This window comes from Burkholderia metallica (genome assembly GCF_902832845.1).
Taxonomy (GTDB): Bacteria; Pseudomonadota; Gammaproteobacteria; order Burkholderiales; family Burkholderiaceae; genus Burkholderia; species Burkholderia metallica.
The window spans coordinates 389,360-404,442 of sequence record NZ_CADFDB010000005.1; the positions used below are offsets into that span (position 1 = coordinate 389,360).

The following is a 15,083-nucleotide window of genomic DNA, read 5'->3' on the forward strand; positions in this document are numbered from 1 at the left end:
GCTTAAGCAACCATTCTTGAGAATTTACTTGAAGTTTCGCGCGTAAACTGCGTTGTTGCGCGACGAAGTGTTACTTTTGTCTTCGACCCCAAATAAAAACGGCGCTCCGGAAACGGAGCGCCGCGTGGCGTCGAAAGCCGGCCGCCAGGGCGGCCGGTGTCGTCAGAGGATGTCCGACGCGTAGTCGGCGAGTCGCGAGCGTTCGCCGCGTGCGAGCGTCACGTGGCCGCTGTGGCCCCAGCCCTTGAAGCGGTCGACGACGTAGGTCAGGCCCGAGCTGCCTTCGGTCAGGTAAGGCGTGTCGATCTGCGCGATGTTGCCGAGGCACACGATCTTCGTGCCGGGGCCCGCGCGCGTGACGAGCGTCTTGATCTGCTTCGGCGTCAGGTTCTGCGCCTCGTCGATGATCAGGTACTTGTCGACGAACGTGCGGCCGCGCATGAAGTTCATGCTCTTCACTTTCAGGCGCGAACGGATCAGCTCCTGCGTCGCGGCACGACCCCATTCGCCGGCCGCGTCGTCGGTCTTCTGCAGCACTTCGAGGTTGTCGTCGAATGCACCCATCCACGGCTGCATCTTCTCTTCCTCGGTGCCGGGCAGGAAACCGATGTCCTCGCCGACGGGCACGGTCGCGCGCGTCACGATGATCTCGTTGTAGCGCTTGTCGTCGAGCACCTGGGCGAGACCGGCCGCGAGCGCGACGAGCGTCTTGCCGGTGCCGGCCTGGCCGAGCAGCGTGACGAAGTCGATCTCGGGGTTCATCAGCAGGTTCAGCGCGAAGTTCTGCTCGCGGTTGCGCGCGGTGATGCCCCACACGTTGTTCTTGTGGTGGCTGTAGTCGCGCAGCGTCTGCAGCAGCGCCGTCTTGCCGTTCAGTTCGCGCACGATCGCGTGGAAGGTCGGCTCGCCGTTCTGCGGCTCGAGATAGACGAACTCGTTGACGAGCATCGACGCGACGAGCGGGCCCGTCACGCGGTAGTACGTGGTGCCCGTCTTCGTGTCCTGCCAGCTCTCCATCCCCTTCGCGTGCTTGGTCCAGAAGTCCTGCGGCAGCTCGCGCACGCCGGTGTAGAGCAGGTCCGAATCCTCGAGCACCTGGTCGTTGAAGTAGTCTTCCGCGGGCAGGCCGAGCGCGTGCGCCTTGATCCGCATGTTGATGTCTTTCGACACCAGCACGACCTGGCGATCCGGCCGGTCGCGCTGCAGCGCGCGCACGACGCCGAGGATCTGGTTGTCGGCCTTGCCTTCGGGCAGGCCTTCGACGGGCGCGATGTCCGCGAGCTTCGTCTGGAAGTACAGGCGGCCGAGCGCCTCGCGGCTGCCGAGCCGCGACAGCGGGATGCCGGCCGAGATCGGGCCGCCGTCGGCGACGAGCGCGTCGAGCGTGCGGCTGACCTGGCGTGCGTTGCGCGCGACTTCGGACATCCCCTTCTTGTGGTTGTCGAGTTCCTCGAGCGTCATCATCGGCAGATAGACGTCGTGTTCCTCGAAGCGGAAGAGGCTGCTCGGGTCGTGCATCAGCACGTTGGTGTCGAGCACGAAAAGTTTCTGCAGTTCGGCTTCGGCGGGCTTGCGGCCGCGCGACTTCGTCGCGGCGCCGGTATTGCGCGCGGGGGCGGCCGCCGGTTTGTCGGCGGCCGGCTTGTCGTTGCGCGCAACGGCCGGTGCCGCGGGTTCGGCGGGTGCCCGCATCGGCTGCAGCAGGGCGGCCGTCTGTTTCGTCTTGCGGCCGCGTGCGGGTGCGCCCGCGGCATCCGGCGCCGGCGAGGCGACGGCGCGCAGCGGCGCGGCCGTGTTCGCGGCTTCGGTCATCGGTTGGGCCACGCTCGCCGGACCATAGTCACCGGCTGTGGATGCGTCCCCTTCGGCGGATTTCTTCGCGGCTTTCGCGGGCCGCGCTTTCGCCTTGTATTCGTCGGGCGGCAGCAGGCTGCCGAGCTTGCTGGGGGGAGTAGGCAAAGGCATGGTGTCCCTCGGGAGGAATCGTGTCGCATGGCATGCGCCGCTGATCGCATCCTGCGTGACGTAGACGCATGCAGTTTGCGCGCGGTGGCGCACAGGAAGTTCGTCTAGCCGGTTCGCCTAAGTGTCGATCAGCTCCTCGATGCGTTAAGGGCCGGACCGGGGAAGGCCGGCGCGCAAACCATAAAAAAAGCCGCTGCCCCGTCGACAGGGACATGCGGCTCGGCTGATACCGTCGTGATCCGCGTCAGGTGCCGGGAAGCATCGCAACGGGCACCGGCGCAGCTACGAGAAATATGGGGCGAACTGGCATTCATTGCGGCCCAATATAACGCGCCTCAAAGCGCTTGTACAGCACTTAGCACGTCGTCCACGTGGCCTGGCACCTTGATGCCGCGCCATGCGTGGCGAAGCACGCCGTCGGCGTCGATCAGGAACGTCGAGCGCTCGATTCCGCGCACTTCCTTGCCATACATTTTCTTCATCTTGATGACGTCGAACAGCGCGCACAGCGCTTCGTCGGCATCGGAAATCAGCGGGAACGGCAGTTCGAGCTTTGCCTTGAAATTGTCATGCGAGCGCAGGCTGTCGCGCGACACGCCGATGACTTCCGCACCGGCTTTCTTGAACTTCGGATAGAGGTCGCGGAACTGCAGCCCTTCGGTCGTGCAGCCCGGCGTGTTGTCCTTCGGATAGAAGTACAGCACGAGTTTCTTGCCCTTCAGGTCGGACAGCGAAATGTCGCCGCCCGTGGCCGGTGCGGTGAAATCGGGAACTTGACGGTCAACTTCGACGGACACGTGTTTCTCCTGTTGTTATGCAAAGGCGCCGCTGCGGCGGCGCGGTTCGGCAGTGCGTCGCCGCGGCACGCGCCCCAGGGGCGGCGCGGGCGACGCCGGCTCGTGCGAACTCAGTCGGGCTGGACGATCAGTTCGCCGGAGCGGCCGGGGATTTCGCCCCACGTGACAGGGTACGATGGTAGCGAGTCGCGGTCCAGCGCTGCATGGTAGTCGCCCATCGTCGCAAACGTATGGCCTTGCGCGCGCCAGCCGGCGAGCAGTTGCTCGAACACGGGCGCGAGCTTCTGGCCTTCCAGCTCCGCATGCAGCGTGAACACTTGGTCGTGCGGATTGGTTTCGGTGAACTTGAGGATGTGCGCGGCGACGTTGTGCGTGTCGACGCCGTCGATGCCGAGCACTTCGTCGAGCGTCGGCAGCGTGGTGGGCATCTGCACGTGCGACAGCGTGCGGCCGTTGACGACCGGCAGGTACGGCGAATGGCCGCGGCCGTCGGATGCGTAGCGCATCCCCCATGCATCGATCTGCTCGAACGCGGAATCGTTCATCTGCCAGCCGGCCGCGCCGTGCGTAACGGGCGGCGCGCCGAAGATGTCGATGAAGCGCGCGTGGCTCTTCTGCATTTCACGCGCGGTCCAGTCGCGATCGCGCACGCGGACGTTGTCCTGCCAGTACACGTGATCCCACGTGTGGATTCCGCATTCGAAGCCGGCCTCGTGAATCGCGCGCATGTCGGCGATCGCACGGCGGCCGATGTCGGGGCCCGGCAGCAGCACGCCGTACATCAGCTGCTTCACGCCGTAGTGTTCGACCACCGACGTGCGCGACACCTTCTTCAGGAAGCCGGGGCGGAACACGCGCCGCAGCGCCCAGCCCGTGTGATCGGGCCCGAGGCTGAAGAGGAAGGTCGCGCGCGCACTGAAGCGGTCGAAGATGCGCGCGAGGTTCGGCACGCCTTCGCGCGTGCCGCGCAGCGTGTCGACGTCGATCTTGAGGACGATGCGAGCCAAGCGAACGTCCCGCTCAGCCTTGCTGTTCGACGAGCGCGCGTGCGTCGGCGACGTGGCCGCGATACGCTTCGAAGATGTTGCGCAGCGCGTCGTCGAACGTCGCTTGCGGCGCCCAGCCGAGCTCCTGCATCGTGTTGTCGATCTTCGGGACGCGGTTCTGCACGTCCTGATAGCCGTTGCCGTAGTAGGCGCCGGACGTCGTCTCGACGAGCTTCACCTGCTTGGCCGAATCGGCGTACTCGGGGAATTCCGCGGCCAGTTCGAGCATCTTGTGCGCGAGTTCGCGAACCGAGAAGTTGTTCTTCGGATTCCCGATGTTGTAGATCTTGCCCGACGCGACGCCGTCCTTGTTCTCGATGATCTTCATCAGTGCGCTGATGCCGTCGCCGATATCGGTGAACGCGCGCTTCTGCGAGCCGCCGTCGACGAGGCTGATGTTCTCGCCGCGCACGATGTGGCCGAGGAACTGCGTGACCACGCGCGAGCTGCCTTCCTTCGGCGTGTAGATCGAGTCGAGGCCCGGGCCGATCCAGTTGAACGGACGGAACAGCGTGAAGTTCAGGCCTTCCATCCCGTAGCCCCAGATCACGCGGTCCATCAGCTGCTTCGAGCACGCGTAGATCCAGCGCGGCTTGTTGATCGGGCCGTAGGTGAGGGCCGATGCATCCGGGTCGAACTGCTCGTCCGAGCACATGCCGTAGACCTCGGAGGTCGACGGGAACACGAGGTGCTTGCCGTACTTGACGGCCGAACGCACGATCGGCAGGTTCGCCTCGAAGTCGAGTTCGAACACGCGCAGCGGCTGCTGGACGTAGGTGGCGGGCGTCGCGATCGCGACGAGCGGCAGGATCACGTCGCACTTCTTCACGTGATACTCGACCCACTCCTTGTTGATCGTGATGTCGCCTTCGAAGAAATGCATCCGCTCGTGGTTGACGAGGTCGCCAAGCCGGTCGGTCTGCATGTCCATGCCGAACACTTCCCAATCGGTGGTTTCAAGAATGCGCTTCGACAGGTGATGGCCGATGAAGCCGTTCACACCCAGGATCAGGACTTTTTTTGCTTTCATGAATGACGGGAAGAATGAATGAACTGCGCGAATTCCGCGGGCGTCACAGCGGTTTCGCTGCCGTCGCGCTGCTGCCACAGCTCGAGAATGGATAGGGCGCGGCTGTCGCCGCAGACGCCGAATAGCGCATTATCGCTTACGTGCAGGCCGGGCGGCAAATCTGCCGCGGCCGCTGCCGCCGCGCTGCCGGGCGCCGCGAGGCGCGCACGCGCGATCACGAAGCGGGTGCCGTCGAGGTCCGTGAACGCGCCCGGATACGGGGGCGCGACCGCGCGCACCAGGTTGTAGACCTGCGCGGCCGGCTTCGACCAGTCGATGCGGCCGTCCTCGGGCTTGCGCCCGCCGTAGTAGCTGCCGGTCGCGAGATCGTTCGGCAGGTGCGGCGCCTCGCCCGCGAGCAGCGCGGGCAGCACGCGCCAGAGCGTCTGCTCGGCGGCCACCGTGACCTTGTCGAACACTTGCGCGGCCGTGTCGTCCGGCAGGATCGGCACCGCGGTCTGGCCGATGATCGCGCCCGCGTCGGGCTTGGCGGCCATCTCGTGCAGCGTCGCGCCGGTTTCGGTTTCGCCGTTCAGCACCGCCCAGTTGGTCGGTACCCGACCCCGGTATTTCGGCAGCAGCGAACCGTGCATGTTGTACGCACCCTTCGGCGCGATCGCGAGCAGGTCGACCGGCAGCATGTGCCGGTAGTAGAACGAGAAGATGAAGTCGGGCTGCGCATCGAGCACGGCGCGGCGCAGCGCCGGATCCGCGGGATCGGCCGGCGTGAGCACCGCAATGCCGTGTTCGGCCGCGACGGACGCGACGCTGCCGAACCAGATGTTCTCGTTCGGGTTGTCCTCGTGCGTGACGACGAGCGCGACGTCGACGCCGCGCGCGAGCAGCACCTGCAGGCAGCGCACGCCGACGTTGTGATACGCGAAGACGACTGCGCGCGGCTTCATTGCGCGGCCCTCGAACGGTCCGCGCCGGCCGGCACCGCCGGCATGCCGTCGTGCTGCTCGAGCACGGCCTGGATCAGATAGCGCGGGCGGGCGCGCACCTGCTGGTAGATGCGGCCGACGTATTCGCCGAGCAGGCCGAGCGCGAAGATGATCACGCCGAGCAGGAAGAACGTGATCGCGAACAGTGTGAACACGCCTTGCACTTCCGCGCCGACGATGAAGCGGCGCACGAGCAGCAGCAAGAACAGCGCGGCGGAGCCGAGCGACAGGATCACGCCGATGAACGACAGCCACTGCAGCGGCACGACCGAGAAGCCCGTCACGAGGTCGAAGTTCAGCCGGATCAGGCTGTACAGCGAGTATTTCGACTCGCCGGCGAAGCGCTCCTCGTGCGCGACCTCGATTTCGGTCGGGTTCTGCGCGAACGTGTACGCGAGGGCCGGGATGAACGTGTTGACTTCGCCGCACACGTTGATCGTGTCGATGATGCGGCGGCTGTACGCGCGCAGCATGCAGCCCTGGTCGGTCATCTTGATGCGCGTGATGCGCTCGCGCAGGCGGTTCATCATCTGCGACGCCTTGCGCCGCCACAGGCTGTCCTGGCGCTGCTTGCGGATCGAGCCGACGTAGTCGTAGCCGTCGCGCATCTTCGCGATCAGCTTGCCGATTTCCTCGGGCGGATTCTGCAGGTCTGCATCGAGCGTGATCACGATGTCGCCGCGCGATTGCGCGAAACCGGCGAGGATCGCCATGTGCTGGCCGTAGTTGCCGTTGAGCAGCACGACGCGCGTCGTGTCGGGACGTACGTGGAACTGATCGGCGAGCATCGCGGCCGAGCGGTCGCGGCTGCCGTCGTTGATCAGGATCACTTCGTATGACGTGTCGAGTGCGTCGAGCGCCGGATACAGCCGCGCGAACAGCGCGGTGAGGCCGTCTTCCTCGTTGTACACGGGGATGATGACCGAAACTTCGGGTTGTCCGGCGACCGGATGACCGGCGCGTGCTTCAAGGTGACTCATGTACGCTTATTTTCCGTATTGTTCGCAAATCTGGTTGATGGCGTCGACCACGCGACGCACGTCGTCTTCCGTCATCTGCGTGAACAGCGGCAGCGTGACGGTCGACGCGCCGTACCGTTCGGCGTGGGGGAACATGCCCTCCTTGAAGCCGCGCGCACGGTACAGCGTGAAAAGATGGATCGCCGGGTAGTGGATGCCCGTTCCGATCCCGCGTTCCTTCATCTGCGCCATGAACTCGGCGCGCGAGATCGTCAGCCGCTCGAGCGGCAGCGTGACCAGGAACATGTGCCAGTTGCCGTTCTCGAATTCGGCGACCGGCAGGCCGACGCCGAGCTTCACGGCCGCGCTGCCGTCGAACGCGGCGAAATACGCACGGGCGAGCGCGCGGCGCTGCGCGGTGAAGCGCTCGAGGTGCGGCAACTGGCCCAGGCCGACACGCGCGGCGACGTCGGTCAGGTTGTACTTGCCGCCGAGCACGTCGCAATCCATCCCGTCGAAGCCGGTGCGCGTGATGCCCTGCAACCGGTACTTCTGCGCGAGCGTCGCTTCTTCGTCGTTGTTCAGCACGAGGGCGCCGCCTTCGATCGTCGTCAGGTTCTTGTTCGCGTGGAAGCTGAACGAAACCAGGTCGCCGATCGCGCCGATGCGCTTGCCGTTCCAGGTCGAGCCGAACGCCTGCGCCGCATCCTCGATCACGCGCAGCTTGTGCGCGCGAGCGATCGCGTACAGGCGGTCCATGTCGACCGGCAGGCCGGACAGGTACACGGGGATGATCGCCTTCGTGCGCGGCGTGATCGCCTGCTCGAGCTTGTCGAGGTCGATGTTGCGCGTGACGGGATCGATGTCCGCGAACACGGGCGTCGCGCCCGTCTCGATGATCACGTTGCTGGTCGAGACCCACGACGCCGGCGTCGTGATCACCTCGTCGCCGGCGCCGACGCCCGCGATGCGCAGGCCGATCTCGAGCGTGCAGGTGCCGGAGTTGAACACGCGGACCGGACGGCCGCCGCAGTACTCCGACAGCGCCGCTTCGAACTTCTGGCACTGCGGGCCGGTGGTGATCCAGCCCGAGCGCAGCACGTCGACGACGCCCTGGATGGTTTCCTCATCGATCTCGGGGCGGGTGAACGGCAGAAACGGAGCGGTAGTCTGGCTCATGAGCGCGTTGGGCTGTAATGGCGTGTAATAAAAGGGTCGGGCGATCCCGGCCGAAACCGGCATTAAACACCGGTTGGCGCAATCGCACCGTGATTTTTTGTAGGCGGACGCTTAACGCGGCGGACAGGCTCAGCTTCGTGCGAGCACCAGCACGCCGATCAGGATGATGCCGATGCCGACCAGGCGCTGGACCGACAGCACTTCGCCGAACAGGTACCAGGCCGCGAACGCGTTGACGACGTAGCCGAGCGACAGCATCGGGTACGCGATCGACACGTCGACCCGCGACAGCCCGACGATCCAGACCACGACGCTCAGCACGTAGCAGCCGAGGCCGCCGATGATCGGCAACTGGGTCGCGATCTTCAGGCCGACCGGGAGGATGTTCGCACGGCTGAATTCGAAGTGTCCAACGGCGTTGACGCCGGCTTTCAGCAGCAGTTGCGCACAGGCGTTGAGCATCACCCCGGTGATGATGCAGACGAACGAGACGGGATTCATGCGGCGGGCGTCCTTGCTTACGATTGCGGTTTCTCGACGATCACGCGGCGGTTGTCGCGCGCGATCACGCGCATCGGCACGCCTTGCTTGACCAGCGTGTCGTACTGACCGGGCGGCATGATCGCGAGCGCATGGGTTTCCTGCTTCCAGCGCGTGATCCACGCGTCGACGGTCGGAATCCACTTGTTCGGCTCCATCGAGATCCCGAACGCGAGCTCGTCCTGGCGCTGGACCATGATCGTCGTGTGGCCCATGTAGAACGGGAACGTGTGGTCGAGCATCTCGATCGAGTAGAACGGCGTGTCGGGCGGCAGTTTCGCCAGTTCGGCGCGCACGGCCGGCGCGAGCAGCGCGCCCGAGCTGTAGCGGCCGAACTCGTCGTGCCCGGTGCCGCCGATCGTGCCGAACGCGAGCCATGCGGCGCCGAACGCGGCGAGCGCGGCGGCCACGCCCGCGCGGCGATTCAGCCACGCGGCCGCGAGCGTCAGCGCGGCCGCGACCGCGAGGCCCGCGTACAGCCACATCTGGAATGCGCGGTACAGCGCGTTCGGCGTGCGGGCGTCGCCCTGGTACGCGAGGAAGATGATCCCGAACGCGGCGACGACGAAGAACACGAGGTAGCCGAGCAGGTGGCGGCGGAACCGGTCGGCGCTCATCAGCGGCAGGTACGCGCCGATGATCAGCGCGAGCGCCGGCGCGACCGGCAGCACGTACGAGATCAGCTTCGAATGCGACGCGCTGAAAAACAGGAAGATGAATGCGCTCCAGATCAGCAGCACGAGCATCGGCGCGAAGCCGTTCGGCTGGCGCGGCATCCGCAGCGCATGGCGGATGCTCTGCCACGCGACCGACAGCCACGGCAGGAAACCGACCAGCAGCACGGGCACGAAGTAGTAGAGGGGCCCCGGGCGGTTCTGTTCCGGGGTCAGATACCGGCGGAACTGCTGGACGATGAAGAAGAAGTTGAAGAACTCGGGGTTGCGCTGCTGCACGAGCACGAACCATGGCGTGACGATCGCGAAGAAGATCACGAGGCCGCTCACCAGGTACAGGCGCTTCCACAGCGCCCAGTCGCGCGCGATCAGCGTATAGAGCACGAGCACCGCGCCGGGCAGGATCAGGCCGACGAGGCCCTTGGACAGCACCGCGAACGCCATCGCGGCCCAGCACGCCCACATCCAGCCGCGCGCGGCGGCCGGGCGCAGCCCGGGCCGCTGCGCGAGCAGCAGCGAGCAGAGCGACAGCGACATCCAGAACGCGAGCCCCATGTCGAGCGCGTTGAAGTGGCCCATCAGGTTCCAGTACGGCGCGCTGGCAAGCACGACGGCGGCGAGGAAGCCGGACAGCGGATTGAACAGGCGCGCGCCGGTGTAGCCGACCAGCAGCACGCCGGCGAAGCTCGCGACGGCCGTGTACAGGCGCGCCTGCCATTCGCCGATGCCGAACCACGCGAACGTGAGCGCGTTCAGCCAGGTCTGCAGCGGCGGCTTCTCGAAATACTTGTAGCCGTTGTAGCGCGGCGTGATCCAGTCGCCGGTGACGAACATTTCGCGCGCCATTTCCGCGTAGCGGCCTTCGTCGCTCGGAATCAGGTGGCGCAGCCCGAGCGGCGAGAACCAGACGATCGCGAGCGCGACGACGAGGAGGACGAGCGTGATGCGATTGAGCGGTAGCCTCGACGGCGTATCGTTCATGGATTTTCAGCCTGTTGGTTGATGTGACGGGCCGCCGGCGGGTTGCGCCGGCGGCGGGCGGCTTCGCCGGGCCGATCTAGGGGATCGATCCGCTGCGCCGGCCCGAGTTTTACCGCATCGGGGATTAACGTTCAATTAAGAGCGCGGCGGCGACTTTGCGGCCCTCGGCCATCAGGATGTTGTAGGTGCGGCAGGCCGCCTGGAAATCCATCGTCTCGACGCCGATCCGCTTCGCCGTGAGCGCGGCGACGAGCCGCGGGTGCGGGAAGCGCAGCCGCGCGCCGCTGCCGAAGATCACGAGTTCGGGCGTCGGGTCGAGCAGCATCGCGAAATGCTCGGGCGCGAGCGCGTCGAACGACGACACGGGCCATGCCTGGACCGGCGCGCCGGGCAGCACGATGACGCTCGTTTCATGGCGTTCGAGATTGACGTCGACATAATCGGGGCCGTAGCCGGTGACGGTGTTGAGCGCGCCGCTCGTGTCCTGGTGCAGTTTCAAGTCGGTATTCCGCGGTTCCGTAGGGGAATGTGTCGCAGGCCACACGGGCCCGAATGGCCGGTTTCGCTCGCCCGGGGCACGCGGGACGCCTGACGGCGCAGGCCCGGCGCGGCCATGGTGCATTGCGAAAGTCGGCCAAAATCCGCTAAATTATAACTTTTTGGTCGCCCCCGGGCGCCACTTGCGTCGCGCGTCGCCACAAGCCGCGCCCGACCGCCCGCTTTTTCCCAGTCTAGACAGCGCGCACAGACCGGCCGCTTTCCAGTTTTGATCCCGTCCCCCCGGCCGCAAGGCCAAGCCAGGAACCGTGTCGTCGTGAAACCGATTCAGAAGTCGAACAAGCTGCTCAACGTCTGCTACGACATCCGTGGCCCGGTGCTCGAGCACGCCAAGCGCCTCGAGGAAGAAGGCCACCGCATCATCAAGCTGAACATCGGCAACCTCGCGCCGTTCGGTTTCGACGCGCCGGACGAGATCATCCAGGACATGATCCGCAACCTGCCGGCGTCGTCCGGCTACTCGGATTCGAAGGGCGTGTTCTCGGCGCGCAAGGCCGTGATGCATTACACGCAGGAAAAGGGCGTCGTGGGCGTCGGCCTCGACGACATCTACATCGGCAACGGCGCGTCCGAGCTGATCGTGATGGCGACCCAGGCGCTGCTGAACGACGGCGACGAAGTGCTGCTGCCGGCACCCGACTACCCGCTGTGGACGGCCGCGGTCAGCCTGTCGGGCGGCACGCCGGTGCATTACATCTGCGACGAGCAGAACGCGTGGATGCCCGATCTCGACGACATCCGCCGCAAGATCACGCCGAACACGAAGGCGATCGTCGTGATCAACCCGAACAACCCGACGGGCGCGCTTTATTCGGACGAATTGCTGCTCGAACTGCTCGAGATCGCGCGCCAGCACGGGCTGATCGTGTTCGCGGACGAGGTGTACGACAAGATCGTCTACGACGGCCTCGAGCACACGGCGCTGGGTGCGCTGTCGGAGGACGTGATCACCGTCACGTTCAACAGCCTGTCGAAGAGCTATCGCTCGTGCGGCTACCGCGCGGGCTGGATGGCCGTGTCGGGCCTCGGCGGCGACAACCGCCGGCGCGCGAAGGACTATCTCGAGGGGCTCGGCATCCTGTCGTCGATGCGCCTGTGCGCGAACGTGCCCGGGCAGTTCGCGATCCAGACGGCGCTCGGCGGCTACCAGAGCATCAACGAGCTGATCGTGCCGAGCGGGCGCCTGTACAAGCAGCGCGAGCTCGCGTACGACATGCTCACGTCGATCCCCGGCGTGACCTGCGTGAAGCCGCAGGCCGCGCTGTACATGTTCCCGCGCCTCGATCCGAAAATCTATCCGATCCAGAACGACCAGCAGTTCATACTCGACCTGCTGCTCGAGGAGCGCGTATTGCTCGTGCAGGGCACGGGTTTCAACTGGGCGAGCCCGGATCACTTCCGCGTGGTCTTCCTGCCGAACCTCGACGACCTGACCGATTCGATCAACCGGATCGCACGCTTCCTCGACGGCTACCGCAAGCGCCATTCGGCCTGAGCGGCAGGGCCACACGGCACTCACTACTTCTTACTCATCGATCACACGCAGCATGGAACCGATCAAAGTTGGCCTGTTGGGCTTCGGCACGGTGGGCAGCGGCACCTTCACGGTGCTGGGCCGCAACCAGGAAGAAATCAAGCGACGCGCGGGGCGCGGCATCGAGGTGACGCGCATTGCGGTGCGCAACCCGGCCAAGGCGCTGGCCGCGCTCGGCGGCAATGCCGGCACCGCGCAGATCACCGACGATTTCAACGCGGTCGTCGACGATCCGTCGATCGCGATCGTCGCCGAGATGATCGGCGGCACGGGCATCGCGCGCGACCTCGTGCTGCGCGCGATCGCGAACGGCAAGCACGTCGTGACGGCCAACAAGGCGCTGCTCGCGGTGCACGGCACCGAAATCTTCGAAGCGGCGCGCGCGAAGGGCGTGATGGTCGCGTTCGAGGCGGCCGTCGCCGGCGGCATCCCGATCATCAAGGCGCTGCGCGAAGGGCTCACCGCCAACCGCATCCAGTACATCGCGGGCATCATCAACGGCACGACCAACTACATCCTGTCGGAAATGCGCGACCGCGGGCTCGACTTCGCGACCGCGCTGAAGGCCGCGCAGGAGCTCGGCTACGCGGAAGCCGATCCGACCTTCGACATCGAGGGCGTCGACGCCGCGCACAAGGCGACGATCATGAGCGCGATCGCGTTCGGCGTGCCGGTGCAGTTCGACCGCGCGTACGTCGAGGGCATCAGCAAGCTCGACGCGACCGACATCCGCTACGCGGAAGAGCTCGGCTACCGGATCAAGCTGCTCGGCATCACGCGCCGCGCCGAAAACGGCATCGAACTGCGCGTGCACCCGACGCTGATCCCGGAAAAGCGCCTGCTCGCGAACGTCGAAGGCGCGATGAACGCGGTCGTCGTGCGCGGCGACGCGGTCGGCACGACGCTGTACTACGGCAAGGGCGCGGGCGCGGAGCCGACCGCATCGGCCGTGGTCGCCGATCTCGTCGACGTCACGCGCCTGCACACGGCGGACCCGGAGCATCGCGTGCCGCATCTCGCGTTCCAGCCGGACAGCCTGTCGAACACGCCGATCCTGCCGATCGAGGAAGTGACGAGCGGCTACTACCTGCGCCTGCGCGTCGCCGATCAGACCGGCGTGCTCGCCGCGATCACGCGCATCCTCGCCGAGTCGGGCATCTCGATCGATGCGCTGCTGCAGAAGGAGTCGGAGCAGATCGACGGCGCGAACGGCGAGACCGACATCATCCTGATCACGCACGAGACGCTCGAGAAGAACGTCAACGCGGCGATCGCGCAGATCGAGAGCCTGGCGACGGTGGTCTCGAAGGTAACGAAGCTGCGCATGGAAGCGCTGAACTGAGCCGAGGACGACATGAACTACATTTCCACGCGCGGCGCCGGCATCGGCGAGCGCCACACGTTCTCCGACATCCTGCTCGGCGGTCTCGCGAAGGACGGCGGGCTCTACCTGCCGGCTGAGTATCCGAAGGTGTCCGCCGACGAGCTCGCGCGCTGGCGCACGCTGCCGTACGCGGATCTCGCGTTCGAGATCCTGTCGAAGTTCTGCGACGACGTGCCGGCCGACGACCTGCGCGCGATCACGCGCCGCACGTACACGGCCGCCGTGTACAGCAACACGCGCCATGGCGAAAACGCAGCCGACATCACGCCGCTGAAGACGCTCGGCACCGAGAACGGCGCGCCGATCTCGCTGCTCGAACTGTCGAACGGCCCGACGCTCGCGTTCAAGGACATGGCGATGCAGCTGCTCGGCAACCTGTTCGAGTACACGCTCGCGAAGCACGGGCAGACGCTGAACATTCTCGGCGCGACGTCCGGCGACACCGGCAGCGCGGCCGAATACGCGATGCGCGGCAAGGCCGGCGTGCGCGTGTTCATGCTGTCGCCGCACAAGAAGATGAGCGCGTTCCAGACGGCGCAGATGTTCAGCCTGCAGGACCCGAACATCTTCAACCTCGCGGTCGAAGGCGTGTTCGACGATTGCCAGGACATCGTGAAGGCGGTGTCGAACGATCACGCGTTCAAGGCGCAGCAGAAGATCGGCACGGTCAACTCGATCAACTGGGCGCGGGTCGTCGCGCAGGTCGTGTACTACTTCAAGGGCTATTTCGCGGCGACGAAGTCCAACGACGAACGCGTGTCGTTCACGGTGCCGTCGGGCAACTTCGGCAACGTGTGCGCAGGGCACATCGCGCGGATGATGGGGCTGCCGATCGCGAAGCTCGTGGTCGCGACCAACGAGAACGACGTGCTCGACGAGTTCTTCCGCACCGGCGCGTATCGCGTGCGCAGCGCCGAGAACACCTATCACACGAGCAGCCCGAGCATGGACATCTCGAAGGCGTCGAACTTCGAGCGCTTCGTGTTCGACCTGCTCGGCCGCGATCCGGCGCGCGTGATGCAGCTGTTCCGCGACGTCGAGGAGAAGGGCGGCTTCGATCTCGCCGCGAGCGGCGATTTCGCGCGCGTGGCCGAGTTCGGTTTCGTGTCGGGCCGCAGCAGCCACACCGACCGCATCGCGACGATCCGCGACGTGTTCTCGCGTTACGACACGATGATCGATACGCACACGGCCGACGGCGTGAAGGTCGCGCGCGAGCATCTGGATGCGGGCGTGCCGATGGTCGTGCTCGAAACCGCGCAGCCGATCAAGTTCGGCGAGACGATTCGCGAAGCGCTCGATCGCGAAGCCGAGCGTCCGGCCGCGTTCGACGGGCTCGAGGCGCTGCCGCAGCGCTTCGAGGTCGTGAAGGCCGACGCGCAGCAGGTGAAGGACTTCATCGCCGCCCATACGGGCGCATGACGCTCGGCCGGGCCGCGGGCCCGGCTGCGCA

At 66.0% G+C, this 15,083-nt stretch carries 13 protein-coding genes and 1 pseudogene; 4 read left to right on the forward strand and 10 right to left on the reverse strand.

Annotated features, from left to right (window positions below; genetic code table 11):
- Positions 1–162: 162 nt before the first annotated feature.
- The gene (locus tag HWX08_RS17190; RefSeq protein WP_069256861.1) at positions 163–1,965 is read right to left on the reverse strand and encodes a PhoH family protein; all 1,803 of its coding nucleotides are present in this window, start codon (positions 1,963–1,965) and stop codon (positions 163–165) included.
- Between HWX08_RS17190 and HWX08_RS34390 the strand changes: the two are divergent.
- A pseudogene (locus HWX08_RS34390) lies at positions 1,861–2,102 on the forward strand (hypothetical protein); the annotation flags it as partial. The gene HWX08_RS17190 and the pseudogene HWX08_RS34390 overlap by 105 nt on opposite strands.
- A 198-nt stretch (positions 2,103–2,300) precedes the next feature.
- Here HWX08_RS34390 and HWX08_RS17195 read toward each other — a convergent pair.
- From HWX08_RS17195 to HWX08_RS17235, 9 genes are all read right to left on the reverse strand, one after another.
- Positions 2,301–2,762: a peroxiredoxin gene (locus HWX08_RS17195; protein WP_014896859.1), complete on the reverse strand. Its 462-nt coding sequence runs from the start codon at positions 2,760–2,762 to the stop codon at positions 2,301–2,303.
- A gap of 110 nt (positions 2,763–2,872) precedes the next feature.
- Positions 2,873–3,769 (reverse strand): polysaccharide deacetylase family protein, encoded by an 897-nt coding sequence (locus tag HWX08_RS17200; RefSeq protein WP_069256860.1) that lies wholly within the window; start codon positions 3,767–3,769, stop codon positions 2,873–2,875.
- Between the two features lie 13 nt (positions 3,770–3,782).
- Positions 3,783–4,838: a bifunctional UDP-4-keto-pentose/UDP-xylose synthase gene (locus HWX08_RS17205; protein ID WP_006482864.1), complete on the reverse strand. Its 1,056-nt coding sequence runs from the start codon at positions 4,836–4,838 to the stop codon at positions 3,783–3,785.
- The gene (locus tag HWX08_RS17210) at positions 4,835–5,782 is read right to left on the reverse strand and encodes a formyltransferase (RefSeq protein WP_069256859.1); all 948 of its coding nucleotides are present in this window, start codon (positions 5,780–5,782) and stop codon (positions 4,835–4,837) included. Before HWX08_RS17210 ends, HWX08_RS17205 begins: the two co-directional genes overlap by 4 nt.
- The gene (locus HWX08_RS17215) at positions 5,779–6,801 is read right to left on the reverse strand and encodes a glycosyltransferase (protein ID WP_174920534.1); all 1,023 of its coding nucleotides are present in this window, start codon (positions 6,799–6,801) and stop codon (positions 5,779–5,781) included. Before HWX08_RS17215 ends, HWX08_RS17210 begins: the two co-directional genes overlap by 4 nt.
- 6 nt (positions 6,802–6,807) lie before the next feature.
- The gene (locus HWX08_RS17220) at positions 6,808–7,959 is read right to left on the reverse strand and encodes a DegT/DnrJ/EryC1/StrS family aminotransferase (protein WP_174920535.1); all 1,152 of its coding nucleotides are present in this window, start codon (positions 7,957–7,959) and stop codon (positions 6,808–6,810) included.
- 129 nt (positions 7,960–8,088) lie between these two features.
- Entirely contained in the window at positions 8,089–8,460 is a 372-nt protein-coding gene (locus HWX08_RS17225) for an EamA family transporter (protein ID WP_044847242.1), read from the reverse strand.
- Between the two features lie 17 nt (positions 8,461–8,477).
- On the reverse strand, positions 8,478–10,154 hold the full coding sequence (locus HWX08_RS17230; protein WP_174920536.1) for a glycosyltransferase family 39 protein: 1,677 nt from the start codon (positions 10,152–10,154) through the stop codon (positions 8,478–8,480).
- A gap of 124 nt (positions 10,155–10,278) precedes the next feature.
- Positions 10,279–10,653, reverse strand: a complete 375-nt coding sequence (locus tag HWX08_RS17235) for an Mth938-like domain-containing protein (RefSeq protein WP_012328660.1) — start codon at positions 10,651–10,653, stop codon at positions 10,279–10,281.
- 315 nt (positions 10,654–10,968) lie between these two features.
- Between HWX08_RS17235 and HWX08_RS17240 the strand changes: the two genes are divergently transcribed.
- Genes HWX08_RS17240 through thrC form a run of 3 tightly spaced genes read left to right on the forward strand, consistent with a single transcriptional unit; the run spans position 10,969 to position 15,052 of the window.
- Entirely contained in the window at positions 10,969–12,207 is a 1,239-nt protein-coding gene (locus tag HWX08_RS17240; RefSeq protein ID WP_107313634.1) for a pyridoxal phosphate-dependent aminotransferase, read from the forward strand.
- A 52-nt stretch (positions 12,208–12,259) separates the two neighbouring features.
- Positions 12,260–13,588, forward strand: a complete 1,329-nt coding sequence (locus HWX08_RS17245; protein ID WP_069256854.1) for a homoserine dehydrogenase — start codon at positions 12,260–12,262, stop codon at positions 13,586–13,588.
- Between the two features lie 12 nt (positions 13,589–13,600).
- Positions 13,601–15,052, forward strand: a complete 1,452-nt coding sequence (gene thrC / locus HWX08_RS17250) for a threonine synthase (RefSeq protein WP_069256853.1) — start codon at positions 13,601–13,603, stop codon at positions 15,050–15,052.
- Positions 15,053–15,083: the final 31 nt, after the last annotated feature.

Coding starts and splice junctions, on each gene's coding strand:
- HWX08_RS17190 (WP_069256861.1), bottom strand. CDS start 1,965: ATGCCTTTGCCTACTCCCCCCAGCAAGCTCGGCAGCCTGCTGCCGCCC.
- HWX08_RS17205 (WP_006482864.1), bottom strand. CDS start 4,838: ATGAAAGCAAAAAAAGTCCTGATCCTGGGTGTGAACGGCTTCATCGGC.
- HWX08_RS17210 (WP_069256859.1), bottom strand. CDS start 5,782: ATGAAGCCGCGCGCAGTCGTCTTCGCGTATCACAACGTCGGCGTGCGC.
- HWX08_RS17215 (WP_174920534.1), bottom strand. CDS start 6,801: ATGAGTCACCTTGAAGCACGCGCCGGTCATCCGGTCGCCGGACAACCC.
- HWX08_RS17220 (WP_174920535.1), bottom strand. CDS start 7,959: ATGAGCCAGACTACCGCTCCGTTTCTGCCGTTCACCCGCCCCGAGATC.
- HWX08_RS17225 (WP_044847242.1), bottom strand. CDS start 8,460: ATGAATCCCGTCTCGTTCGTCTGCATCATCACCGGGGTGATGCTCAAC.
- HWX08_RS17230 (WP_174920536.1), bottom strand. CDS start 10,154: ATGAACGATACGCCGTCGAGGCTACCGCTCAATCGCATCACGCTCGTC.
- HWX08_RS17245 (WP_069256854.1), top strand. CDS start 12,260: ATGGAACCGATCAAAGTTGGCCTGTTGGGCTTCGGCACGGTGGGCAGC.
- thrC (WP_069256853.1), top strand. CDS start 13,601: ATGAACTACATTTCCACGCGCGGCGCCGGCATCGGCGAGCGCCACACG.